The sequence below is a fragment of the Ruegeria sp. D3 genome (assembly GCF_056534465.1).
The window spans coordinates 142522-164423 of the sequence record NZ_JBQFPK010000003.1 but is presented as its reverse complement, the minus strand read 5'-3'; the positions used below and the strand labels follow the sequence as shown (position 1 = coordinate 164423).

The window sequence follows — 21902 nt, the reverse complement described above, 5'->3', positions numbered from 1 at the left end:
AGCATGGATAAAATGCCCAAATGGGCCGATGTCGTTCTGATCCCGCTGATCAGTCTGATACTGGCCGCAATCCTCTCGGCGCTGGTCATCCTCGCCATCGGAGAAAACCCCATCGAGGCTGTTAACCTGATGGTTACAGGCGCGCTGGGGTCGACCTATGGCTGGGGCTATACGCTCTACTATGCAACCAATTTCATGTTCACCGGCCTGGCTGTCGCCGTGGCATTCCACGCGCGCCTGTTCAACATCGGTGGCGAGGGTCAGGCCATGCTGGGCGGTCTGGGTGTCGCCATGGTCTGCCTGTACATCCCCTGGCCGCATTGGAGCATTGCCCTGCTGGCCGCCTGTGTCGGATCGGCCCTGTTCGGTGCCATGTGGGCGGCAATCCCCGCCTACCTGCAAGCCAAGCGCGGCAGCCACATCGTGATCACAACGATCATGTTCAACTTCATCGCGGCAGCCTTCCTGAACTATATGCTGGTCAACGTGATGCGCCCGCAGGGCTCGCAAGACCCGGCAACCGCGCGTTTCCCCGAAACGGTGCATTTGCCAACCTTCCAATCCATGTTCTCAACCGCCGAGAATGCTCTGTTCCGGGGCGCGCCCGCGAATATCTCGTTCTTCGTGGCCTTGCTGGCCTGTGTCGCGGTCTGGGCGCTGATCTGGCGGACGCGGCTGGGTTATGAAATCCGCGCCTATGGCCATTCGGAAACCGGGGCCGTCTATGCCGGGATTTCCCCGGTGCGCATTACCATCATCGCCATGCTGATCTCGGGCGGATTGGCCGGAATGATGGCCATCAACAACGTCATGGGCGAGGCGGAACGTCTGGTCCTGAACTCGACCGAGGGCGCGGGCTTTATCGGCATCGCCGTGGCGCTGATGGGGCGGTCGCACCCGTTCGGGGTGTTCCTTGCAGCGATCCTGTTCGGGTTCCTCTATCAGGGCGGTGCAGAACTTGCGCTGTGGACCTCGATCCCGCGTGAGCTGATCGTGGTCATTCAGGCGCTTGTGATCCTGTTCACCGGAGCGTTGGACAACATGGTACGGATGCCGCTTGAAAAGCTGTTCCTGAGCCTGCGGAAAGGAGCGCAGTGATGGAAGCTTTCGTAACCCTCGTCCAAGTCCTCGACTCGACCATCCGACTTGCAACACCACTGCTGCTGGCCTGTCTGGCGGGGCTCTATTCCGAACGCGCTGGTATCTTTGATATCGGGCTTGAGGGCAAGATGCTTATGTCCGCCTTCTTCTCGGCCGCCGTGGCCGCTGTGACCGGCTCGGTCTGGCTGGGCCTTCTGGCAGGAATCGGGGCTTCACTGATCCTGTCGGCCCTGCATGGCGTTGCGTCGATCACGTTCAGGGGCAATCAGCTGATCTCGGGCGTCGCGATCAACTTCCTGGCCTCTGGGATGACCGTTCTGGTCGCACAAAGCTGGTTCCAGCAGGGCGGGCGAACTCCGTCCCTGTTCGGCGGCGGCCGGTTCGAGCCGATCAACTTCCCCTTTGCCGACGCCATAAGCGGCGTACCCATCGTTGGACCGATCTACTCCGAGCTTCTGTCGGGGCATTCCATCCTCGTCTATGTCGCCTTCCTGATGGTACCGCTGACGTGGTGGATTCTTTATCGCACCCGTTTTGGCTTGCGCCTGCGGGCGGTGGGCGAAAACCCGGCCGCTGTAGATACCGCAGGTGTCTCGGTCGTGGGACTGCGCTTTGCCGCCGTGGCGATTTGCGGCGTGCTGTGCGGGATCGCGGGCGCCTATCTGGCGACCGCCCTGCAAGCCGGGTTCGTCAAGGAAATGACGGCCGGACGGGGTTTCATCGCACTGGCCGCGCTGATCTTTGCCAAATGGCGGCCTTGGCATGCGATGGGTGCGTGTCTGCTGTTCGGTTTGCTTCAGGCTGTTGCGCTGCGATTCCAGAATATTGATCTGGGCGGTGTTGTCATCCCGGTACAGGTCATGGATGCCCTGCCCTATATCCTGACCGTGGTGATTCTCGCCGGGTTCGTTGGCAAAGCTGTTCCACCCCGCGCGGGTGGCGAGCCCTATGTGAAAGAGCGGTGATAAGTCCAGTTTCGGACAGATTTCAGTCCTGTTCGCTGCAGAGCGGCATGCACAGTTGATTTTGCATGCCGCAGACGCTCTAAAGAGGTATGCGAGTGTTTCCTGTGCCAGCCAATTCCGGACACATACCCACCCGGGTAAATTGCCCAATGGGTTCAAAGCCACGCCTCACGCAGAATTCAAAGCTCTTTCCGGAAACGGACCGCATATCATCACCTAACACACCTGTTAACAAGACCTAGTGCCCCATGCAGATCTACCTTCCTATCGCCGAAGTCTCTGTTAACGCTTTTCTGCTGCTGGGTTTGGGCGGTATGGTCGGTATCCTCTCCGGCATGTTTGGCGTCGGCGGCGGGTTCCTGATGACGCCGCTTCTGTTCTTTATCGGCATCCCTCCGGCCGTTGCTGTGGCAACCGAGGCGAACCAAATCGTCGCGTCTTCGTTTTCCGGTGTTCTGGCCCATTTCAGGCGTAAGACCGTCGACCTCAAGATGGGCACTGTCTTACTGACGGGAGGTCTAATGGGCGCGGCCCTTGGGGTGGTGGTATTCAACTACCTCAAAAGTCTTGGTCAGGTCGATCTGCTGGTTACCCTGTGCTATGTCGTCTTCCTCGGCGTGGTCGGCAGCCTGATGTTCATCGAAAGCCTAAATGCGCTGCGAAAGTCCAAAAAAGGTGGCGCTGCGCCTGCGAAACGACGACAGCGTGGCTGGGTGCACGCCATGCCCTTCAAAATGCGTTTCCGCACCTCGGGCCTTTATATCTCGGTCATCCCGCCGATTGTGGTCGGGCTGTGCGTTGGGGTTCTTTCAGCGATCATGGGGGTCGGAGGCGGCTTTATCATGGTGCCTGCTATGATCTATCTGCTGGGAATGCCCACCAAAGTTGTCGTCGGCACCTCGCTTTTTCAGATCATTTTCGTAACAGCGTTCACCACGATGCTGCACGCGACAACGAACTATACGGTCGATATCGTTCTGGCTGTTCTGCTGCTGGTCGGAGGCGTCATAGGCGCGCAGATCGGCACGGTGATCGGCGCGCGTATGCCGGCCGAGCAGCTGCGCGTTCTGCTGGCTGCGTTGGTTTTGGTCGTTTGCGGAAAGCTGGCGCTTGATCTGCTTTTAGAACCGTCCGAGCTGTATTCGCTGGGCGTGGAAGGGGGGCACTGATCATGCTGAAGCGCCTGATCCTTTTGCTTGCCCTGTGCGTGACGCCCGCGTTGGCCGAAGAAGAATCCGTTGTTCTTGGCCTTAGCCAGGATCGCGTGGCGATCACAGCCACGTTTGACGGGTCCGAGATTCTGATTTTCGGGGCCGTCAAACGCGAAACACCCATTCCGTCCGGTCCCCCGCTTGAGGTCATCGTCGCCGTTGCGGGGCCATCCAGCCCGGTGACCGTTCGCAGAAAAGAACGCAAGCTTGGCATTTGGGTCAATACCGACAGCGTTCTGGTCGACCTTGCGCCCAGTTTCTACGCCGTCGCAACAAGCGCGCCGCTGGATGACATTTTATCGGATACCGAAGACCTACGCTATCGTGTTTCGATTGAACGTGCGATCCGATCTGTCGGTGCAGCGATGCACATTCGCGGGGCACAGGACTTCGCCGATGCCGTGGTGCGAATCCGCGAAGACGAAGGGCTGTATTCCATTCGCGAGGACACGGTTGCAGTGGACGAACAAACCTTATTTCGGACCTCAATCGACATGCCAGCGGACCTGACCGAAGGAGAGTATGCGGCGCGCATTTTCCTCACCCGTGGCGGCGCAGTCGTGTCGCAGTTTGAAACCATCATCGACGTGCGCAAAGTGGGGCTGGAACGGTTCCTTTATACAATGTCCCGCGAACAACCCGTCTGGTATGGGCTGATGTCTCTGGTCATCGCGATTGCCGCTGGCTGGGGCGCTTCTACCGCCTTCCGGCTACTACGCGAAACCTGAATTACCCACGCCCAATATAAGGCATCGTGGTCGCCATAACCGTCATGAACTGAACATTCGCATCGGGCGGCAAACTGGCCATGTGAAGCACCGAACGGGCAGCGTCACCAACGTCCATCGTGGGGTCCGGCTGCTGCCCCGCTGCGACGGCCTTGTCTACCAAATCCTGCACCATCTGCGTCCGCGCGTTGCCGATATCGATCTGACCGCAGGCAACGCCAAATGCCCGCCCGTCCAAAGACAAGCTACGTGTCAACCCAGTGATCGCGTGTTTCGTTGCCGAATAATGCACCGAGTTTGGTCGCGGTACGTGGGCTGCAATCGATCCGTTATTGATGATCCGGCCGCCCTGAGGCGTTTGGTGTCGCATGATCCGAAAGGCTTCGCGCGCGCATAGGAACATTCCGTTCAAGTTGACGTTTACACTTTGGTACCAGTCTTCCAACGCGATCTCATCAATGGTGCCGCCGGGGGCAAAGATACCCGCATTGTTGAACAGGACATCCAGCCTGTCCGCCCTATTGGAAAACGTCCGAAAGGCCCGAGATACCGCAACCGGATCCGTCACGTCGGCAGCCAGAACGATCGCCTTGGGGTGCTGTTGCGCAATTTCGTCTAGCTTATCGGCACTGCGGGCCAACAGACCTACGGTCCAGCCCTCATTCAGAAACAGCTCGGCTGTGGCGCGCCCTATGCCAGAGCTTGCGCCGGTTACGATGATCGTCTTCATGTCTCTTCCGCCTCCAATGTCAGCGAGGCCGCCGGAACCGCCCTCAGATCATCCACGCGCAGAGGATAAGTCGGCTTGGCCAAACGGTTCCGTACCACCCAAATCAACCGTTCCTGCGCACGCGTGATGGCCACATAGGCCAGACGTTTCCAAAGGGGCTGCCCCGCTTCGGTTCGGCCCATCCGAGCAGCCGCGTAGATATCGGGTGCAAAGACCTGCACCGTGTCCCATTGAGAGCCCTGCGCCTTGTGGATGGTCACGGCCGCCCCATGCAGAAAGGTCGCGCCCATGCGGGCGGCATAGGGGATGAATGGCTCTTCTTCATCCGGCATTTCGATTTTGACGATCGAGGCCGCGCTGACCTGCGGGTCCTCGGCCCCCATGACGTGCAGGCGCGAAAAACCGGGCTTTCGACCCGGCCCCAGATAGACAACCTGCGCCCCTTTGATCAGCCCGCGCGCCTCAAGGTCCAAACGTTTCTTGCGGTGCTTCAAGGGCAGTTCGATCCCGTCGCAGATCAGCGGCTCGCCCTCTAGCAGTTCAGTGTCCGGAGCGCCATGCACTTGTCGAAACGCCTGAATCAAACGGATACGTGTCGCATTGCGCCACACCAGAACCGGGCTGCGGGCCATCAGATCAACCTCGACCCGTTGTCCCCACACGACGCGATCATCCTGCCGGGCCGTTTGTTCAACCAGACGCTCAAAATCTTCAAAACCCATGGCCGGATCGGCCAGCGCATGGGCCAGGTCCAAAATGGGATTGTCTGCCGTCTGGCGGTGCACCCGGTGCAGGATCTGCTTACGCGGCTCGGGCAGACCGTCAAACACCATGCTGCCCGATTGATTGACCGGTGCCAGCTGCGCCGGATCGCCAAACAACAACAGCGTTGGGAAAATCTCCTGCAGGTCTTCGAACTGCCGGTCATCCAACATCGAAGCTTCGTCCACGAACCCGATATCCAAGGGCTCTTCCCGACGCTTCCAACCAGTAATGAAATCCGAACCACGTAGCCCCGCCGCGGCCAAAGCACCGGGAATGGACTTGTTGTTTTCATAAAACGCGGCAGCACGGTCCAGTGCCTCGTCCGTCAGCCCCTCGATCTCGGGGCGTTCGTCGTTTCCGGCCAGCCACTCGGCAATCCGCTCATATTCTGGGTCATAGACCGGGGTATAGAGGATGCGGTGGATTGTGGTCGCAGGAACTCCGCGCAACCGCAATACGCTGGCCGCTTTGTTGGTGGGGGCCAGAATTGCAAGGCTGCGTTTGTCCCGCGCCTTGCGGCTTTCAAAATCGCCCGAGACGATCTGAACGCCAGTTTCAGCCAGCGCCTTATAAAGCTCGGCCAACAGCAGCGTCTTGCCCGACCCAGCCTTGCCGATCACCGCCATCACACCGGATTTTCCGTTGCCCGGCAGTTTCAGCAAGGCATCGTCATCCAGATCAACGCCTGCCGACCTCAACATCTCTGCGATGTTGTCATAGGCGGCGGCCTGATCGTCCGAGAAGGTCACGAGGGGCGTAGACATGGCGCGACCCTACAAGGCCGCGCCAGCTATCACCAGATGCGGTTTCCGCTTTTCCGCAAGTTATGCCGACAGAGCAAACCGATGCTGCCGCGCGGTTCCGAAAGCGGTCTTGAACCAAAGACGCGACAGTTCACGCGGGATACCGGCCCGTTCGGCCACACGGTTGCAATCGTCAGAAGAATAAGGCCACAGCCCTACCGAAATCTGATCACGCCCCGTTCCTTGCGACCCCAACACCACCGGAGACGACCCGATCAGGCGGTAAATCCTGATCATTCGTGCATCAAACACGCCGGCGATGTGGGTCAGGCCGAACCCTTCCATGATTTCCCCCCCGCTCAGCATGATAGCACCGGCGGTATGCGGGCTAGCGGTGCGCGACAGGCAAAACCGCGTTACCTCCCAGATCAGTGGGCTGTGGATCGGCTCACCTCCGGTCAAATGTCCGAAGACTTCGTTTACCATGACGCGTCCGGTTGTCGGCAACACACGCATCGAGCCGCCATGACCACCGTCTTCTTCTTCCCAGATAACATAGAGCGGATTCAGATCATCATACTGATCCCGCTCTTCCCCCCTTTCATTGACATATACGTCCCAACCCAGTCGGGTTTTGAACTGATCGGCTCGGTCGCGGAACATTCCGTCGGCGAGCTCCGGAAACTTGTTAAGTTCGTCGGCAAACAAATAGCGCAACATGACATTTCCCCCTGTCGTCCTGTGCAGGAACGAAGGGGGTACGAAGTCGTGGTTAATTTACCGTTCGAGGTGCGCGCGGCCGTTAAACGACTATTAATCCCCGGCTTAACGCTGTTGCGATCGCATGGGTCGTGTTCTGTGCCCCAAGTTTGGCACGGGCACTTTCGATATAGACCCTCAGTGTATGCTCGGAGATCGACAGAGAATGCGCCACCTGTGCGCGACTGTGGCCCCGCGCAAGTAGGGTCATGGCGTCCACCTCGCGGGGTGACAATCCACGCGGCGCGTCCGGTTGACGGTCGGTCTCAAATTCAAGCGCTTTGCGATTTAAATAATGAGCAATCAAAATCAGCTCGCGCCCATGCGCATCAATAAATCTTTTCCAGCTGTTATCGTCGCAGGAATGGTTAACGGTGAACAAGGCAAACTGACCATTAGGACCTCGGATCGGGATAGAATAGCCCTGATTGCCCACCCCGTGTTCGAGCGCATCCTGAAGAAAATTCTTCGCCACCTTGCCCGACCAGTCCAAGGACTTCCAATCCACCGGGTGAAAGCGTTGGAAACAGCCCAGAATTACCGGATCAATACGGTGGTAATTCCGCTCGCGGTATCGTTCTGCCCAGGCGTCAGGATAGGTGGTATAACCGTACTGGTCACCTGCCCCGTCAACCCAATGATATATAAGATGTTCAACCTGTAGCCGGTCGCGCAACCTGACGGCAACATCGCTTAGTTCATCAAGCGTGCTGGTGTTTTCCAAGTCCTCCAGGACCTGAGCCATATCCGGTGTTGTTCCCATTCGCGTGCGTCCGAGCCTCATCCTTCAAGGACGCAATCTCGGCCGCTGCGATCAGCTTGGTGTCATCCAACTGCTCGGCAAGCGCGGTCAAACCGTTCTCAACGGCGAATGCGTTGAGATCCGACAAAACGTCCAGTATCCACTCATTTTTCGCCATCTAGAGTCGCTCCGAAACGGTTAACGAAGGGTTAACACAACCATAACATGTGCAGTGTTTTTGCGGCTATTCACTGGTTTCTACTCCCCAAAAATAGCGGGGTCGGGTTTTGCAAGTCGTTGAAAACGATCACCCGCGCCCAAAACGCAGCGCACCCGCGAACCGAATTAACGATTCGCGGGCGCAATTTCTAGGAAGCAGGCCGGTTACCCGCGTGCGTCCAGAACCTCTTCGAGGGTGCGCATTCCGGTGCGCGGTGCCTGAACTAGAACCGACATGTTGCCGGGCTTATGCTCGTTGCGCATCATTTTCATGTGGGCTTCGGGCAGCTCGTTCCACGCAAAGACTTCAGACATGCAGGGGTCCAGACGACGCTCGACCATCAGCTGGTTTGCCGCCGATGCCTGCTTCAAATGCGCAAAGTGCGAACCCTGAAGACGCTTCTGGTGCATCCACATATAACGCACGTCGAAGGTCAGGTTGTATCCGGTGGTGCCAGCACAGATGACGACCATACCGCCCTTTTTCACCACGAAGGTCGAGACTGGGAAGGTACTTTCGCCAGGATGTTCAAACACCATGTCGACATTCACACCCTTGCCTGTGATGTCCCAGATGGCTTTGCCGAATTTACGGGCCTCTTTGAACCACTCGGCATATTCCGGCGTGTTGACTGTAGGCAGCTGACCCCAGCAATTGAAATCCTTGCGGTTGATCACGCCCTTGGCACCCAGACCCATCACAAAGTCACGCTTGCTTTCGTCCGAGATCACAGCGATCGCATTCGCACCTGCGGTGTTGATCAGCTGGATCGCATACGATCCCAGACCGCCCGACGCGCCCCAAACCAGAACGTTCTGGCCCGGCTTCAGGTCATGCGGTTCGTGACCGAACAGCATCCGGTAGGCGGTGGCCAAGGTCAGCGTGTAGCAGGCGCTTTCTTCCCAGCTCAGGTGCTTGGGGCGCGGCATCAGCTGCTGGGCTTGCACATTGGTGAACTGCGCGAACGAGCCATCGGGCGTCTCGTAACCCCAGATGCGCTGGCTGTCCGAATACATCGGGTCGCCACCGTTGCAGTGCTCGTCGTCACCATCGTCCTGATTACAATGGATCACGACCTCGTCGCCCACTTTCCAGCGGGTGACTTTCTCACCCACGGCCCAGACGATGCCCGAGGCATCCGAACCCGCGATGTGGAAGGGCTGACCATGGCCGTCAAAGGGGCTGATCGGCTTACCCAGCGACGCCCAGACGCCGTTGTAGTTCACACCAGCCGCCATCACCAGAACCAGCACCTCGTGGCTGTCCAGCTTGGGCACATCGACCACTTCCAGCTGCATGGCCGTGTCCGGCTCGCCATGGCGTTCCTTACGGATCGCCCACGCATACATTTTCTTAGGTACAAATCCCATCGGAGGGATTTCGCCCATCTCATAGAGGTCTTTTTCCGGCGCGTCGTAGGACGCGATACCGCTTTCGGTGTCCAGAGCCATGTTGGCCTCCTTTTATCTAACCCTTCGCCGCGATGCAGAATCGCCTGCGTTACCAGATGAGATATTTGGACCAGAGCAATATTGCAATAGAATTTGCATCTATTTTGTAATTTTATGACCCAGCGGGTGCAGAAATTTCTCTTGCTGGCGCAGCATCTCCAAACTCGATATCTTCCCGCGCAGAGGCCGCATAGTAGTTCAACAGGTCAACCCGTTGACCAGATTGGGATATTTTTCCATCCACCTGCTTCAGGATCCGCCTCTGCACGAGTTGGTCCAGAGCCTGGGTAATCACAGTGTCGTCTGGACCTGCCGAAGTTCCGTCGCGTCGCATGGAATCCGAAACAATACGCCGGACGTCATCTTCCAGCAATTCACCACGTTCCTGGATCAGCTTGCAGATCGCCGGCAGAGGGACAAGCGGGATAGCATCTTTGATACGGCCCATCAGGGCACGCGCCAGATCCGTCATAACGTCCCGCTCATGCTCGGTACGAAACTCCTGCAAAGAGATCGGTTTCCCATACCGCACCGACGCGAGTCCGAACCGAGTGTACCGCCCGATCAAACGGCGACCGATCTGCTTGAGAATCCAACCCGTGATCACCCCAGTACGGGCGCGAAAACGCCTTTCATTCCCCAGTGCAGCCTTGGTCAGGATCGTATCTTCAAGAACCCGGTCGTAATTCAGCGCGACAGGCACAAAGACCACATCTCGTCCATCTGGTTTGGTTCCATCCAGAATATACTTTAGAAGACCCAGCTTAGGGCGCCCCAGAGCACCACTTAGGCTTAGCCCCCCTTCAGGGAACATAGCCTGCGTTACCCCTGCTTCGGTCGCGTGACGCACATAACAGGCCAGGACCTGCCGGTAGAGCTCGCTGCCCGATCTGCGGCGGATAAAGTAAGCGCCCATGGCCCGGATCAAGCGGCTGAGCGGCCAGACGCGCGCCCACTCGCCCACCGCGTAGGACAAAGCCGAGTGCTGCGCGGCCAGATACGTGACCAAAACATAATCCATGTTGCTGCGATGGTTCATCACAAACACAACGGTTGCGTCGGGGTCGATGTTTTTGATCGCCTCCTCATCCTGATAGCTGAGGCGCACATCGTAGAACGCATTGCTCAGCATGCGGGCGATCCGAATTGCAAAACTGAAATACGCCACCGCCGAGAAAGATGGCACGATCTCGCGCGCGTAACGGCGGGCGGTTTCGAAAGCCACCGCTTCGGGGACGCCGGTTTCATGTGCATGATCCTGAACCGCTTGTCCCACTTGGGGGTCGTAAATCAGGCGCTGGATCATGTCGTGCCGCTCGGCCAGCTTGAAAGGCTGAATCGGGCGCTGCAGCCGCGTATTCAGGCGCTTCACCGCACGTTCAAGGCGACGACGAAAGAACCACCGCACGGACGGAAACAGAAAATGCGAAGCAAATGTGACCGCGGCAAACACCAGGATCAGCAAAAACAGCCAAAGCGGAAGCTCCACGGTCTCAGTCATGCGCGCACCCTGACAGCAAACGTTGCGTCCTACAATCACAAGAACTGCATATGCCGCATCGCAGCGAATTGACATATCCCAAAAATTGCGCTTTAGAAGCCTTCAGAGTAATTTTATTGCCCACCAAGGACACGAGGCCCGCCATGACGCAGACGCAGAAAGATCGCCCCTGGCTCATCCGAACCTACGCCGGTCATTCCACCGCAAAGGCGTCGAACACATTGTATCGCGGCAATCTGGCAAAGGGTCAGACCGGGCTGTCAGTGGCCTTCGATTTGCCCACTCAAACTGGTTATGACAGCGACCATACGTTGGCTCGGGGCGAGGTCGGGAAAGTCGGCGTTCCTATCAGTCACTTGGGCGACATGCGAGTTCTGTTCGACCAAATTCCGCTGGAACAGATGAATACCTCGATGACCATCAACGCAACGGCACCATGGTTGCTGGCGCTGTATATCGCCGTGGCCGAGGAGCAGGGTGCTGATGTATCCAAGCTGCAAGGGACGGTTCAGAACGACCTGATCAAGGAATATCTGAGCCGCGGTACTTACGTGTGCCCGCCGAAACCGTCGCTGAAGATGATCGCGGATGTAGCGGAGTACTGCTATACCAACGTTCCGAAATGGAACCCGATGAACGTGTGTTCCTATCACTTACAAGAAGCTGGCGCGACGCCCGAACAAGAGCTGGCCTATGCCCTTGCAACAGCAATCGCTGTTCTGGACGAGCTGCGCCCGCGCGTACCGGCCGAAGATTTCCCCGCGCTCTGCGGTCGGATTTCGTTTTTTGTGAACGCAGGAATCCGTTTCGTGACCGAGATGTGCAAGATGCGCGCCTTCGTGGATCTTTGGGACGAGATTCTGAAAGACCGCTATGGAGTCGAAGATCCCAAGTTCCGCCGCTTCCGCTACGGCGTGCAGGTGAACTCGCTTGGCTTGACCGAGCAACAACCAGAAAACAACGTCTATCGCATCCTGATCGAGATGTTGGCCGTGACTCTGTCGAAAAAGGCACGCGCCCGCGCGGTTCAGTTGCCTGCCTGGAACGAGGCGTTGGGTCTGCCCCGCCCATGGGATCAGCAATGGTCGATGCGGATGCAGCAGATTCTGGCCTATGAGACCGATCTTCTGGAATACGGCGATCTGTTCGACGGCAACCCCGCTGTCGACGCCAAGGTCGAAGAACTGAAAGCAGGCGCGCGCGCCGAGTTGGCAAATCTGGATTCGATGGGTGGCGCGGTCGCTTCGATCGAATACATGAAATCCCGTCTGGTGGACTCGAACGCCGAGCGCCTGAATCGCATCGAACGTAATGAAACCGTTGTCGTCGGCGTGAATAAGTGGACTGAAGGTGAACCCTCACCGCTGCAGACCGAGGACGGCGGCATCATGGTTGTCGATCCAGCGGTCGAGCAAGAGCAGATCAGCCGTCTCAACGTATGGCGCTCCGAACGCGATGACGCCGCCGTTACGGCAGCGTTGGCGGCATTGCGCGAAGCGGCGCAGACAGGCGCGAACGTCATGGAGCCTTCGATCGCAGCTGCCAAGGCCGGTGTCACCACTGGCGAATGGGCCGAAGAAATGCGCAAGGTTTATGGCACATATCGTGGGCCGACTGGTGTGTCCGGGTCGGTATCGAATAAAACCGAAGGTTTGGAAGACCTGCGCGCCGCTGTGGATGCGGTCAGCGACAAGCTGGGTCGTCGTCTGAAGTTTCTGGTCGGCAAGCCAGGGTTGGACGGCCATTCAAACGGCGCGGAACAGATCGCTTTCCGCGCCCGCGATTGCGGCATGGACATCAGCTATGAAGGCATCCGCCTGACACCCGAAGAAATCGTCACCGCAGCAATGGAAGATCAGGCCCATGTGATTGGCCTTTCGATCTTGTCGGGCAGCCATATTCCTCTGGTGCAGGATGTCATGGCGCGCCTGAATGCCGCCGGCTTAGACGTTCCGGTAATTGTCGGCGGGATCATCCCCGAAGATGATGCGGAAAAGCTTAAGGCAATGGGCGTCGCGCAAATCTATACCCCCAAGAACTTTGAGCTGAACGCAATAATGGGGGATATTGTTACGCTGGTTGACCCTCAAAACATTGCCGCTCAATAACAGTCGCATTACCTGTTCTTTTTCAATATCTATTCCATGGTAAATTGGGATAGATATCGCCCGTTGTTAGATTTACGGCATTGCTTTGAAAACGCCGTAATAAAACTTGGGCTGGGAGAGCACGAATGGCGATTAACCTTGAAAAAATGTCGCGCAAAGAGCTGATTGACCTGCGCGGACAGTTAGATAAGGCATTGATAAAAGCAGAAAAACGCGAACGGCAAGAGGCTTTGAAAGCTGCAGAAAAAGCTGCGGCAGAATTCGGCTTTTCCTTGTCTGAATTGTCGGATGGCGGCATCGGATCGGGCAGCAAACCAAAAGCAAATGCCAAATATCGCAACCCTTCTGAGCCAACTCAAACGTGGTCTGGACGCGGACGCAAACCGCAATGGGTTCATGACGCGCTCAATTCCGGAGCGGATATAGCCGATTTGGAAATCTGATAGGAATTAACTTTGACATGACAATTCATATTGGTGCCGAAAAAGGCGAAATTGCAGAAACGGTTCTTTTGCCCGGCGACCCATACCGGGCTAAATGGGCGGCAGAGATGTTTCTGGACGACGTAAAACAAGTCAACAATGTGCGCGGCATGTTGGGGTTCACCGGGACCTGGAAGGGCAACCGCGTAACCATTCAGGGCAGCGGGATGGGTATGCCTTCGCTCTCGATCTACGTGAACGAGCTGATCCGCGACTATGGAGCCAAGACCCTGATCCGCATCGGTTCATGCGGCGGCATGCAGGATAAGGTCAATATCCGCGACGTGATCCTTGCCATGACATCGACCACGCTTAGCACGCCGTCCCGCGGGATCATGAAAGAGCTGAACTTTGCCCCGTGTGCGGATTGGGACCTGTTGCAAGACGCCGCGACGGCTGCAGCCGCAAAGGGTACGCCGACCCATGTAGGGGGCATTTACTCGTCCGACGTTTTTTATGATGAGCGCCCCGACTTGAATGAACAGATGGTGCGTCATGGTATCCTGGGCGTCGAAATGGAAGCTGCGGAGTTGTATATTCTGGCCGCCCGCCATCAATGCAGGGCACTAGCCGTTCTCACCGTCTCGGACCACTTGCTGACCGGAGAGGCTCTGCCCTCTTCCGAGCGTGAAAGCAGCTTTGGCGATATGGTCGAGATCGCTCTGCACGCAGCCTTTCCCGCAGCATAGATTCAAGCAGGGCGAAACTGCCCTGCTTGTTTAGCGCTCTCTAAGACATATGTTCGGCGCGTCTTTACCCTCATGCTGGGCGCCGCAAAACGCGCAGACCCAGATGCCTTCCTTTCGATGTTGACGCCACCGGCAATCGCGGGACAGTGACGTCGTTCTGGACCGCCAATAAAGGTAGGCGAAAACACCGGCGGCAAGTAAAAGCAACAGAACAGGCATGGCTATCCATTGCCCATTCCGTCCATCGCATCAAGCCGCGTTCGCGTATTCAAAGAGCTCAGGTTCGCGCAGCTCTGCAGTTTCGGTGGGTTCAGGCATGTAGTAAGCCCATGCCTGTTCCAAAAGCGCCAGCGCCTTAGCTGCGTTCGAATTGTTTTTAGATTCTTGCACTTGCATCGGAGCGATCCCATTCCGGTTCCATCGTTCCTCCCTGTGCGGAAAATAGGCTGTCAAGCTGCGGGGGTCACCTCATCTTTTTGCAGTCTCGCCATTCCTCATTTGCATGCAAGGCTGGCATATGGTTTTGCCAACCTTGCGGGTCATTTGATTTACGCGGTGACACAGGCATTCGCTTGGGCGGCCTGCGCTTCGCTAACCCCGTTGCCCGGAACAAAAACCTCGGTGTGTTTGCCATCCTTACGGACAATCTGAGTGGTGAATTGGCCTTCAATCCCGGCTTGATTAGCGCAATCCACCTGTTTGAAAACAAGGTCCGCCCGGCTGCCATTTGATCCGCTGCATGCGGACACAACCGCAAGCGCAACGAGGGGAAAAACCTTTGTCAGCATTCTAGTCATTGAGGTACTCCGATATTTCAATACCCGCATGACACGAAAAACCCCGGGAGGTTTCCATCCCAGGGTTTGTCATTTTTTGAAACTGTGATCAAACTGCCCGTTCGACCAACATCTTTTTGATTTCGGCAATCGCCTTGGCCGGGTTCAGACCCTTGGGGCACGTCTTGGCGCAGTTCATGATCGTGTGGCAACGATACAGTTTGAAGGGATCTTCCAACTCGTCCAGACGTTCACCCGTGGCCTCATCGCGGCTGTCGATGATCCAGCGATAGGCGTGCAACAATGCTGCGGGTCCAAGATAGCGATCGCCATTCCACCAATAGCTGGGGCACGAGGTCGAGCAGCTTGCGCACATCACGCACTCATATAGACCATCTAGCTTTTTGCGATCTTCGATGGACTGCTTCCACTCTTTCGCAGGGCGGTTGGTCTTGGTTTCCAGCCACGGCATGATCGAGGCATGCTGAGCATAGAAATGCGTCAGGTCCGGTATCAGGTCCTTGACGACCGGCATATGCGGCAGCGGGTAAATCTTAACATCGCCCTTGATCTCATCCATGCCATAGATACAGGCCAACGTGTTGATCCCGTCGATGTTCATCGCGCAGGATCCGCAAATGCCTTCGCGGCAGGACCGGCGGAAAGTCAGGGTTGGGTCAATCTCGTTCTTGATCTTGATCAGTGCGTCCAAAACCATTGGACCACAGTTGTCCATATCAACGAAATAGGTATCAACCCTAGGATTCTGACCATCATCCGGGTTCCAGCGATAGATCTGAAACTTGCGCACGTTGGTTGCGCCATCCGGCTTGGGCCAGGTTTTTCCGGTTGTGATCCGGGAATTCTTTGGCAGGGTGAGCTGTACCATTTCCGACCTCGCTAAATTCCTGCGCATTGATACACTCAGAACCGCTGAAAGCCAACCATTTAGCCTTGAAAACACCCAATAAAATTAGGCAAATTCGCCTATGCACCGGGATTTAGCAATCAGGCAAGACCCCGCAAATGATGAGCAGTATCCGGGACTCTAAATGCAAACCAAAGTCGCCAATTTCCCATACGGCACGAAGAACCCTTATCAGGATATGATGTATTCGGCTTGCAGCCCCGAATTCACTCTGTCCGCCCCACGCGAGGTTTCGTTTGCGCAATTCGCAAACCCCGATTTCAGAGCAGCACACAGGATTATTCATCTTCATTGGGATGACCGCCTGTTCCGTATCGTCGAATCCGATGACACAAGTCCGCTTTTTCATGAAGTCAAACGAGGGCTAGAGCGCTACCGGGAAAACGGCGGGCGTCTGATTTGGACCATCCACAACCAGGCAGCGCATTCGCAGGCCGAGCTTACCGACAATTTTCGGCAGATTCGCCAGCAACTGACTCAGATGTCTGACCTGATTCATGTGCATACACCCCACGCGGCGCGTCACATGATCTCGGAATATGGTGCAGATTCAGAGAAGATTCGATTGATTCCCCATCCAAGTTACCTTGGCGTCTATGAGCCGACAGAGGTCACGCTTAACCGGTCAGCGCACGCAAACCAACCGATCCGGTTCCTGGCTTTTGGTGCAATGCGTGGAAATCGTGACCTGGACAAGCTGCATGAAGCCGCCCGCAAATTGACCAATCGCGGACATTCGTTCGAGCTATCGGTGGTCGGGAAAGTCTTTCGCTCGGGACGCAGGCTAATGCGTCGAATGCAGGTGAATCCGAATGTGACCGTGATTTCCGACCGTGTTCCGGACGACGAAATTCCCACGATTTTCTCGCAATCGCATGTCTACACCTTGCCATCAATGAACACGTTTACGTCGGGAACTGCCATGCTGGCCCAAACCTTCGGACTTCCGATCATTGGTCCGGACATTGAACCACACAAACACACGACCCCCGAAGCCTGTCATGACCTGTTGTATCCGGCGCAAAACCCGCGCGGATTGATCCGGACGATGATGCGGGTGATGGAGATGTCAAAAGACGAACTGAACGAAAAACGCCGAGCCTGCTTGCAATTCGCTGTTGCCCGCCAACCAGCCCATATTTCTGGTCAGTTGAAGCAAGCTCTCGCAGAACTCACATAGGGAGACTGCCCCATTAAAAAAGCCACCCAGCTTATGGGTGGCTTTTTTCGTGGTTTTTAAACAAATGCGTCAGAAAGTCCGCGCCTTCGGTGCGATTTTCTTGAGGCTGATTCCGCCTTCGGCTTCGGTCGTCAGCGGGTCCGCAATCACAGGACGATAGCTGAGCTCAACCTTATTACCCTCGACCCGGCTGACGGTGTGAACACGCCAGTTCTCATCATCGCGCTCGGCAAAATCCTCATGGGCATGGGCACCACGAGATTCCTTACGCGCTTCGGCTCCGACGATCGTTGCCAATGCGCTCGGCATCAGGTTGCCCAGTTCCAGCGTCTCCATCAGGTCGCTATTCCACACCAACGAGCGGTCGGTGACTTTCAGATCATCCATCTTAGCCGCAATGGCCGTCATCTTTTCGACGCCTTCGGCCATGGTCTTGGCGGTACGGAATACTGCCGCGTCAGCCTGCATGGTTTTCTGCATCTCAAGCCGCAGGTCGGCGGTCGGAATCGAACCATTGGCGTTGCGTGCCGCATCGAACCGGTCAAAAGCCTTATCGACCGACGCCTGATTCAGCACCGGATTCGCAGCCTCGGCATCTACAACCTTACCGGCCCGGATCGCGGCCGCGCGGCCAAAGACCACAAGGTCGATCAAAGAGTTCGAGCCCAAGCGGTTTGCCCCATGAACTGAGGCACAACCGGCCTCGCCCACAGCCATCAGGCCGGGAACCACGGCGGTTGGGTTATCGGCGGTGGGGTTCAGAACCTCGCCCCAATAGTTTGTGGGGATACCGCCCATGTTGTAGTGAACCGTCGGCAGAACCGGGATCGGTTCCTTGGTGACATCCACGCCCGCAAAGACGCGCGCAGATTCTGAAATGCCCGGCAAACGCTCGGCCAGCGCCTCGGCAGGCAGGTGGCTGAGGTTCAGGTGGATATGGTCGCCATTGTCACCGTGGCCACGGCCTTCGCGGATTTCCATCGTCATCGAACGGCTTACATAGTCACGGGGCGCCAGGTCTTTGTACTGGGGCGCATAGCGCTCCATAAACCGCTCGCCTTCCGAGTTGGTCAGGTATCCGCCCTCTCCTCGCGCGCCTTCGGTGATCAAGCAGCCCGAACCGTAGATGCCGGTGGGGTGGAACTGCACGAACTCCATATCCTGCAAGGCCAGGCCTGCACGGGCCACCATGCCGCCGCCGTCGCCGGTGCAGGTATGGGCCGAGGTTGCGCTGAAATAGGCGCGACCGTAACCGCCGGTCGCCAGCACAACCATCTTGGCATTGAAAACATGCATCGTGCCGTCGTCCAGCTTCCAGCAGACGACGCCCTGACACTGCCCATCGTCGGACATGATCAGGTCGATGGCGAAGTATTCGATGTAGAACTCAGCGTTGTTCTTCAGCGATTGCCCGTACAGAGTATGCAGGATCGCGTGGCCGGTCCGGTCAGCAGCCGCACAGGTGCGCTGCACTGCAGGGCCTTCGCCAAATTCGGTGGTGTGGCCACCGAACGGGCGCTGATAGATCTTACCTTCCTCGGTCCGGCTGAAAGGCACACCGTAGTGCTCCAGCTCGTACACGGCCTTGGGCGCCTCACGCGCGAGGTATTCCATTGCGTCAGTATCGCCCAGCCAGTCCGAGCCTTTGACGGTGTCGTACATGTGCCACTGCCAGTGGTCCGGACCCATATTCGACAGTGACGCGGCAATGCCGCCCTGCGCCGCCACTGTATGCGAGCGGGTCGGAAAAACCTTGGTTACACAGGCGGTGCGCAACCCTTGTTCGGCCATGCCCAGGGTGGCCCGCAGACCCGCCCCACCGGCGCCGACAACGACCACGTCATATTCGTGCGTTTCGTATTCGTATGCAGCCATTTCTTTCAGCTCCGGGAATTAGAGGGCAATGCGGGCGATGGCGAATAGGCCCGCCGCAGCCGCGCCGTAGGACAAGCAGGTGGTCAGGATGATCAGGACCTTCTCGGTCGTGCCGTGGGTATAATCCTCAAGCATCACCTGCGCCCCTTCGGCGAAGTGTTTCATGCCGATCACAAGCGTCAGTGCCGCAACAATTGCCGGGAACGGGCGCGAATAGTAGTCCAGCACCACATCATAAGGCTGCCCCAGCATGGGACCAAAGGTGAAGATGAACAGCGGAACAAGGATCAGCAATGCCACCGAGCTGACCTTCATCCGCCAGAAATGAGCTGTGCCTGCCTTGGCCGATCCAAGGCCACTGGCGCGTTTGCGGTCTGTCAGATAACGCATGTCTGGCCTCCTTTACGCAACGATGATCAGGGTCAGCAGGGTCAGGACAACCGACCCGATGACAACCGCCCAACCCAGCTTCTCCGCGACCGGCAACTCCAGCCCCTTCGCGTTGTCCCAGATCAGGTGCCGAACACCTGCCAGCGTGTGGTACCACAACCCCCACAGGGACAGAGCCATCACAAGATCACCCAAAACCGATGTCAGCCACCAATTCGCACGCTCGTATGCTTCGGGCGAGGATGCGGCGGCCAGAAACCACCATACGATCAGCAAGGCCGCCACGATCATCGCGTTCCCGGTGATACGGGTCAGAATAGAGGTGACCGAGGTCAACTGCGGGCGATAGATCGACAGATGCGGCGATAACGGGCGATTGCCCCGGTTAACATCGGCCATGGCGGCTCCTTTTCGGTTGGCTACCGAACGTTTTACTGTTTTTTGCGACTCTGTCACGTGCTGCAGATGCAAAAAAGCCTAATATTGGAGCAAAATGACGCATATTTGAGAATTGTGATCACACAAAATAATGACGTGATCACAAATGAATTCAAGTCCATCGAGTGTTAGCGCCGCGACTTCCGAATCTGCATTCACTCAGTCCAGACCTGCGGTTTGCTGCGTCACTTCCCGCAACAATTTCTTGCGAATACGTTCGGGGTAGTCCTCAAACCCCGCAGCCGAGACCACAAAGGCCCCTTCGCCCACGATCACGTTTTCAAAGAAGTAGGCGGTCAGGTCTGGTTCGCTTTCTTCGATCGCAATCGCGTTCACTGTTACACCTTGGCTACGCAAAACTTCATGTATCTCGCTAGGCTCAACCCCTTCGTTAGAGGTTCCATCGCCCGAGATATCGATAAGATGCCTTTTGCAGGTGGCGACTTCGTCAAAACTCGACAGCGTCATTTCCAGGGCCTCGCCTATTGCGGTCGAGAAATTACGCCAGACGCGCGGGTCAGCAGCCACCTGATCTGCAAACAGATCCAGCGTTTCGAAACTGTCGATATTGGTCCAGGGGATTGTGATCTTCTGCCGCGAGGCGCCTGTCCATTGCACAAGCATCAAGCGGGCCTGACCACGCACCAGTGCTTCAGACACGATGGGATCGCGCAAACCTGCAGCCAACCCGTCCATCTGAATACGGTATTCCGAGGAATCAACCGATCCAGAGACATCCACTGCCAACGCCAGCGCAAGATCGCAGGCCATGGCGGGTGAAGCCAGGCAAAAACTCAAAGCTATGGATCGGAACGCGCGCATGACCGCAGCCTAGCACGAATGACGCGGGCTGCGATCACATGAATGTGGGTAGGTATCAAACAGGCATCAATGCCCAGTAGTCCAGATCAAGCAACACGTTGGGCATATAGCGCCCGTCTTCGTTTTTCAGCAGGAAGGGTTCGCCGCACTTTGTTGCGACCAAGCGTAGACGGATCGCCCCCACGCCGGGCACGCCGGTTTCGGCCTTGTCCAGAACCTCGGACCACGCCTTGATTGTATCGCCCGCAAAACACGGGTTGGCGTGTGCGCCGCCATTCAGGCCCACCACCATCTGCGCATTGGCCAGACCATTGAAAGACAATGCCCGCGCCATCGAGATCACGTGACCGCCATAAATCAGGCGTCCCTCCGGGCGGAAGGTCAGGTCGAAATGCACTTTGGCGGTGTTCTGCCAAAGGCGGGTGGCCAGCATGTGCTCGGCCTCTTCTATCGTGACACCGTCCACGTGGTCGATCTTTTCGCCGATCTCATAATCGCCCCAGCGATGCGCGTCACCGGCTTGGGCAAAATCGTAGTTCGAGAAATTCAAACCCTGCGGAATGACCAGATCACTTGGCTCCAACGCCTTTTTCAACTGCGGCACAACCGCTTCGGGCGCGGCGGCGGACAGGTCTGATTTGCGCACCATCACCCAGCGGACGTATTCCATGACAGCCTCATCGCGCTGATTAAGGCCACGGGTGCGCACATAAACCACCCCGGTTTTGCCGTTCGAGTTCTGCTTGACCCCAATCACCTCGGATTCTGACCGCAGCGTGTCACCAGCATAGACCGGTTTCAGCCAGCGCCCCTCGGCATAGCCCAGATTGGCAACTGCATTCAGAGAGACATCCGGCACTGTCTTGCCGAACACCACATGAAACGCCGCCAGATCGTCCAACGGGCTTTGCGGCAAGCCGGATGCCCGGGCGAACTCGTCCGAGGAATAGAGCGCATGACGCGCAGGATAGAGCGCGTGATACAGCGCCCGCTCACCATCGGTAACGGTGCGCGGCACCGCGTGTTGCAACACCTGCCCGACGGAATAGTCCTCGAAAAAGCGGCCCGGATTGGTCTTTGCCATTATTGCTGTCCCAGTTTCATATCGGGTGAATAGTCGGCCGCGACCTCTTTGGTCACGGCCTGCGCACAGCGCATCACGTTATTGGTGGCGTCAAAGGCATAAGACGGGTCGCCATGCAGCTCCCACCCTTTGGCCAGAGCATCGGACACTTTGTGGCAAAAGGCCGAGGTGTCCTCTTCCGTCAGCAGACGATAGAGTTTTGCCATTTTATTCC

General features: G+C 57.1%; 24 protein-coding genes. 8 read left to right on the top strand and 16 right to left on the bottom strand.

Features of this window, described 5'->3' with window-relative positions; all coding sequences use genetic code 11:
* Positions 1 to 3 precede the first annotated feature (3 nt).
* From ACR0DX_RS05640 to ACR0DX_RS05625, 4 genes are all read left to right on the top strand, one after another.
* Positions 4 to 1098: an ABC transporter permease gene (locus ACR0DX_RS05640; RefSeq protein ID WP_170353495.1), complete on the top strand. Its 1095-nt coding sequence runs from the start codon at positions 4 to 6 to the stop codon at positions 1096 to 1098.
* Positions 1098 to 2066 (top strand): ABC transporter permease, encoded by a 969-nt coding sequence (locus ACR0DX_RS05635; RefSeq protein ID WP_170353496.1) that lies wholly within the window; start codon positions 1098 to 1100, stop codon positions 2064 to 2066. The genes ACR0DX_RS05640 and ACR0DX_RS05635 overlap by 1 nt, the downstream gene beginning before the upstream one ends.
* 248 nt (positions 2067 to 2314) lie before the next feature.
* Positions 2315 to 3235, top strand: a complete 921-nt coding sequence (locus tag ACR0DX_RS05630) for a sulfite exporter TauE/SafE family protein (RefSeq protein ID WP_170353497.1) — start codon at positions 2315 to 2317, stop codon at positions 3233 to 3235.
* 2 nt (positions 3236 to 3237) lie between these two features.
* Entirely contained in the window at positions 3238 to 4005 is a 768-nt protein-coding gene (locus ACR0DX_RS05625; protein WP_170353498.1) for a TIGR02186 family protein, read from the top strand.
* 1 nt (position 4006) lies between these two features.
* Here the strand turns inward: ACR0DX_RS05625 and ACR0DX_RS05620 are convergent, their stop codons facing one another.
* The 7 genes from ACR0DX_RS05620 to ACR0DX_RS05590 form a co-directional block, all read right to left on the bottom strand.
* The gene (locus ACR0DX_RS05620) at positions 4007 to 4735 is read right to left on the bottom strand and encodes an SDR family oxidoreductase (protein ID WP_170353499.1); all 729 of its coding nucleotides are present in this window, start codon (positions 4733 to 4735) and stop codon (positions 4007 to 4009) included.
* Positions 4732 to 6264 carry an ATP-dependent DNA helicase gene (locus ACR0DX_RS05615; RefSeq protein ID WP_170353500.1) on the bottom strand — a complete coding sequence of 511 codons (1533 nt, stop codon included), beginning with the start codon at positions 6262 to 6264 and terminating at the stop codon, positions 4732 to 4734. The genes ACR0DX_RS05620 and ACR0DX_RS05615 overlap by 4 nt, the downstream gene beginning before the upstream one ends.
* 60 nt (positions 6265 to 6324) lie before the next feature.
* Positions 6325 to 6963 carry an acyl-homoserine-lactone synthase gene (locus ACR0DX_RS05610; protein ID WP_170353501.1) on the bottom strand — a complete coding sequence of 213 codons (639 nt, stop codon included), beginning with the start codon at positions 6961 to 6963 and terminating at the stop codon, positions 6325 to 6327.
* Positions 6964 to 7045: 82 nt separating this feature from the next.
* Positions 7046 to 7765: a LuxR family transcriptional regulator gene (locus ACR0DX_RS05605; RefSeq protein ID WP_170353502.1), complete on the bottom strand. Its 720-nt coding sequence runs from the start codon at positions 7763 to 7765 to the stop codon at positions 7046 to 7048.
* A complete protein-coding gene (locus tag ACR0DX_RS05600) occupies positions 7704 to 7922 on the bottom strand; it encodes a hypothetical protein (RefSeq protein ID WP_170353154.1) in 219 nt (72 codons plus the stop codon). Before ACR0DX_RS05600 ends, ACR0DX_RS05605 begins: the two co-directional genes overlap by 62 nt.
* A gap of 206 nt (positions 7923 to 8128) precedes the next feature.
* Positions 8129 to 9415: a crotonyl-CoA carboxylase/reductase gene (gene ccrA / locus ACR0DX_RS05595; protein WP_170353503.1), complete on the bottom strand. Its 1287-nt coding sequence runs from the start codon at positions 9413 to 9415 to the stop codon at positions 8129 to 8131.
* 112 nt (positions 9416 to 9527) lie between these two features.
* The gene (locus ACR0DX_RS05590) at positions 9528 to 10916 is read right to left on the bottom strand and encodes a 1-acyl-sn-glycerol-3-phosphate acyltransferase (RefSeq protein WP_480845439.1); all 1389 of its coding nucleotides are present in this window, start codon (positions 10914 to 10916) and stop codon (positions 9528 to 9530) included.
* A 143-nt stretch (positions 10917 to 11059) separates the two neighbouring features.
* On the opposite strand from ACR0DX_RS05590, the gene ACR0DX_RS05585 reads away from it, so the two are divergent.
* The 3 genes from ACR0DX_RS05585 to deoD all read left to right on the top strand — a co-directional run bounded on the left by ACR0DX_RS05585 (position 11060) and on the right by deoD (position 14195).
* Positions 11060 to 13024 carry a protein meaA gene (locus ACR0DX_RS05585; protein ID WP_170527267.1) on the top strand — a complete coding sequence of 655 codons (1965 nt, stop codon included), beginning with the start codon at positions 11060 to 11062 and terminating at the stop codon, positions 13022 to 13024.
* Between the two features lie 125 nt (positions 13025 to 13149).
* Complete coding sequence (locus ACR0DX_RS05580; RefSeq protein WP_170353506.1) at positions 13150 to 13467, top strand: H-NS histone family protein; 318 nt, start codon at positions 13150 to 13152, stop codon at positions 13465 to 13467.
* Between the two features lie 17 nt (positions 13468 to 13484).
* Positions 13485 to 14195 carry a purine-nucleoside phosphorylase gene (gene deoD, locus ACR0DX_RS05575; RefSeq protein ID WP_170353507.1) on the top strand — a complete coding sequence of 237 codons (711 nt, stop codon included), beginning with the start codon at positions 13485 to 13487 and terminating at the stop codon, positions 14193 to 14195.
* A gap of 249 nt (positions 14196 to 14444) precedes the next feature.
* Here the strand turns inward: deoD and ACR0DX_RS05570 are convergent, their stop codons facing one another.
* From ACR0DX_RS05570 to ACR0DX_RS05560, 3 genes are all read right to left on the bottom strand, one after another.
* Complete coding sequence (locus tag ACR0DX_RS05570; protein WP_170353508.1) at positions 14445 to 14591, bottom strand: hypothetical protein; 147 nt, start codon at positions 14589 to 14591, stop codon at positions 14445 to 14447.
* A 152-nt stretch (positions 14592 to 14743) separates the two neighbouring features.
* A complete protein-coding gene (locus ACR0DX_RS05565) occupies positions 14744 to 14983 on the bottom strand; it encodes a hypothetical protein (RefSeq protein WP_170353509.1) in 240 nt (79 codons plus the stop codon).
* Between the two features lie 97 nt (positions 14984 to 15080).
* Entirely contained in the window at positions 15081 to 15860 is a 780-nt protein-coding gene (locus tag ACR0DX_RS05560; protein ID WP_170353510.1) for a succinate dehydrogenase iron-sulfur subunit, read from the bottom strand.
* Positions 15861 to 16023: 163 nt separating this feature from the next.
* Here ACR0DX_RS05560 and ACR0DX_RS05555 point away from each other — a divergent pair, with 163 nt between their 5' ends.
* Complete coding sequence (locus tag ACR0DX_RS05555; protein WP_170353511.1) at positions 16024 to 17079, top strand: glycosyltransferase family 4 protein; 1056 nt, start codon at positions 16024 to 16026, stop codon at positions 17077 to 17079.
* Between the two features lie 69 nt (positions 17080 to 17148).
* Here the strand turns inward: ACR0DX_RS05555 and sdhA are convergent, their stop codons facing one another.
* The 6 genes from sdhA to ACR0DX_RS05525 form a co-directional block, all read right to left on the bottom strand.
* Positions 17149 to 18954: a succinate dehydrogenase flavoprotein subunit gene (gene sdhA / locus ACR0DX_RS05550; protein ID WP_170353512.1), complete on the bottom strand. Its 1806-nt coding sequence runs from the start codon at positions 18952 to 18954 to the stop codon at positions 17149 to 17151.
* Positions 18955 to 18972: 18 nt separating this feature from the next.
* Complete coding sequence (sdhD, locus tag ACR0DX_RS05545; protein ID WP_170353513.1) at positions 18973 to 19344, bottom strand: succinate dehydrogenase, hydrophobic membrane anchor protein; 372 nt, start codon at positions 19342 to 19344, stop codon at positions 18973 to 18975.
* Between the two features lie 12 nt (positions 19345 to 19356).
* Positions 19357 to 19743, bottom strand: a complete 387-nt coding sequence (gene sdhC, locus ACR0DX_RS05540) for a succinate dehydrogenase, cytochrome b556 subunit (RefSeq protein ID WP_170353514.1) — start codon at positions 19741 to 19743, stop codon at positions 19357 to 19359.
* Between the two features lie 198 nt (positions 19744 to 19941).
* Positions 19942 to 20604 (bottom strand): DUF1194 domain-containing protein, encoded by a 663-nt coding sequence (locus ACR0DX_RS05535; protein WP_170353515.1) that lies wholly within the window; start codon positions 20602 to 20604, stop codon positions 19942 to 19944.
* A gap of 55 nt (positions 20605 to 20659) precedes the next feature.
* Positions 20660 to 21688 (bottom strand): MaoC family dehydratase, encoded by a 1029-nt coding sequence (locus ACR0DX_RS05530; RefSeq protein ID WP_170353516.1) that lies wholly within the window; start codon positions 21686 to 21688, stop codon positions 20660 to 20662.
* A complete protein-coding gene (locus tag ACR0DX_RS05525) occupies positions 21688 to 21894 on the bottom strand; it encodes a DUF1737 domain-containing protein (protein ID WP_170353517.1) in 207 nt (68 codons plus the stop codon). Before ACR0DX_RS05525 ends, ACR0DX_RS05530 begins: the two co-directional genes overlap by 1 nt.
* Positions 21895 to 21902 lie beyond the last annotated feature (8 nt).

Excerpts from the sequence above, each read along its gene's own strand:
- ccrA (WP_170353503.1), bottom strand. The coding sequence starts at position 9,415 with ATGGCTCTGGACACCGAAAGCGGTATCGCGTCCTACGACGCGCCGGAA.
- sdhD (WP_170353513.1), bottom strand. The coding sequence starts at position 19,344 with ATGCGTTATCTGACAGACCGCAAACGCGCCAGTGGCCTTGGATCGGCC.
- ACR0DX_RS05555 (WP_170353511.1), top strand. The coding sequence starts at position 16,024 with ATGCAAACCAAAGTCGCCAATTTCCCATACGGCACGAAGAACCCTTAT.
- ACR0DX_RS05530 (WP_170353516.1), bottom strand. The coding sequence starts at position 21,688 with ATGGCAAAGACCAATCCGGGCCGCTTTTTCGAGGACTATTCCGTCGGG.
- ACR0DX_RS05625 (WP_170353498.1), top strand. The coding sequence starts at position 3,238 with ATGCTGAAGCGCCTGATCCTTTTGCTTGCCCTGTGCGTGACGCCCGCG.
- sdhA (WP_170353512.1), bottom strand. The coding sequence starts at position 18,954 with ATGGCTGCATACGAATACGAAACGCACGAATATGACGTGGTCGTTGTC.
- ACR0DX_RS05610 (WP_170353501.1), bottom strand. The coding sequence starts at position 6,963 with ATGTTGCGCTATTTGTTTGCCGACGAACTTAACAAGTTTCCGGAGCTC.
- ACR0DX_RS05570 (WP_170353508.1), bottom strand. The coding sequence starts at position 14,591 with ATGCAAGTGCAAGAATCTAAAAACAATTCGAACGCAGCTAAGGCGCTG.
- ACR0DX_RS05585 (WP_170527267.1), top strand. The coding sequence starts at position 11,060 with ATGACGCAGACGCAGAAAGATCGCCCCTGGCTCATCCGAACCTACGCC.
- ACR0DX_RS05630 (WP_170353497.1), top strand. The coding sequence starts at position 2,315 with ATGCAGATCTACCTTCCTATCGCCGAAGTCTCTGTTAACGCTTTTCTG.
- deoD (WP_170353507.1), top strand. The coding sequence starts at position 13,485 with ATGACAATTCATATTGGTGCCGAAAAAGGCGAAATTGCAGAAACGGTT.
- ACR0DX_RS05535 (WP_170353515.1), bottom strand. The coding sequence starts at position 20,604 with ATGCGCGCGTTCCGATCCATAGCTTTGAGTTTTTGCCTGGCTTCACCC.
- ACR0DX_RS05605 (WP_170353502.1), bottom strand. The coding sequence starts at position 7,765 with ATGGGAACAACACCGGATATGGCTCAGGTCCTGGAGGACTTGGAAAAC.
- ACR0DX_RS05600 (WP_170353154.1), bottom strand. The coding sequence starts at position 7,922 with ATGGCGAAAAATGAGTGGATACTGGACGTTTTGTCGGATCTCAACGCA.
- ACR0DX_RS05565 (WP_170353509.1), bottom strand. The coding sequence starts at position 14,983 with ATGCTGACAAAGGTTTTTCCCCTCGTTGCGCTTGCGGTTGTGTCCGCA.
- ACR0DX_RS05525 (WP_170353517.1), bottom strand. The coding sequence starts at position 21,894 with ATGGCAAAACTCTATCGTCTGCTGACGGAAGAGGACACCTCGGCCTTT.
- ACR0DX_RS05590 (WP_480845439.1), bottom strand. The coding sequence starts at position 10,916 with ATGACTGAGACCGTGGAGCTTCCGCTTTGGCTGTTTTTGCTGATCCTG.
- sdhC (WP_170353514.1), bottom strand. The coding sequence starts at position 19,743 with ATGGCCGATGTTAACCGGGGCAATCGCCCGTTATCGCCGCATCTGTCG.
- ACR0DX_RS05560 (WP_170353510.1), bottom strand. The coding sequence starts at position 15,860 with ATGGTACAGCTCACCCTGCCAAAGAATTCCCGGATCACAACCGGAAAA.
- ACR0DX_RS05615 (WP_170353500.1), bottom strand. The coding sequence starts at position 6,264 with ATGTCTACGCCCCTCGTGACCTTCTCGGACGATCAGGCCGCCGCCTAT.
- ACR0DX_RS05640 (WP_170353495.1), top strand. The coding sequence starts at position 4 with ATGGATAAAATGCCCAAATGGGCCGATGTCGTTCTGATCCCGCTGATC.
- ACR0DX_RS05620 (WP_170353499.1), bottom strand. The coding sequence starts at position 4,735 with ATGAAGACGATCATCGTAACCGGCGCAAGCTCTGGCATAGGGCGCGCC.
- ACR0DX_RS05580 (WP_170353506.1), top strand. The coding sequence starts at position 13,150 with ATGGCGATTAACCTTGAAAAAATGTCGCGCAAAGAGCTGATTGACCTG.
- ACR0DX_RS05635 (WP_170353496.1), top strand. The coding sequence starts at position 1,098 with ATGGAAGCTTTCGTAACCCTCGTCCAAGTCCTCGACTCGACCATCCGA.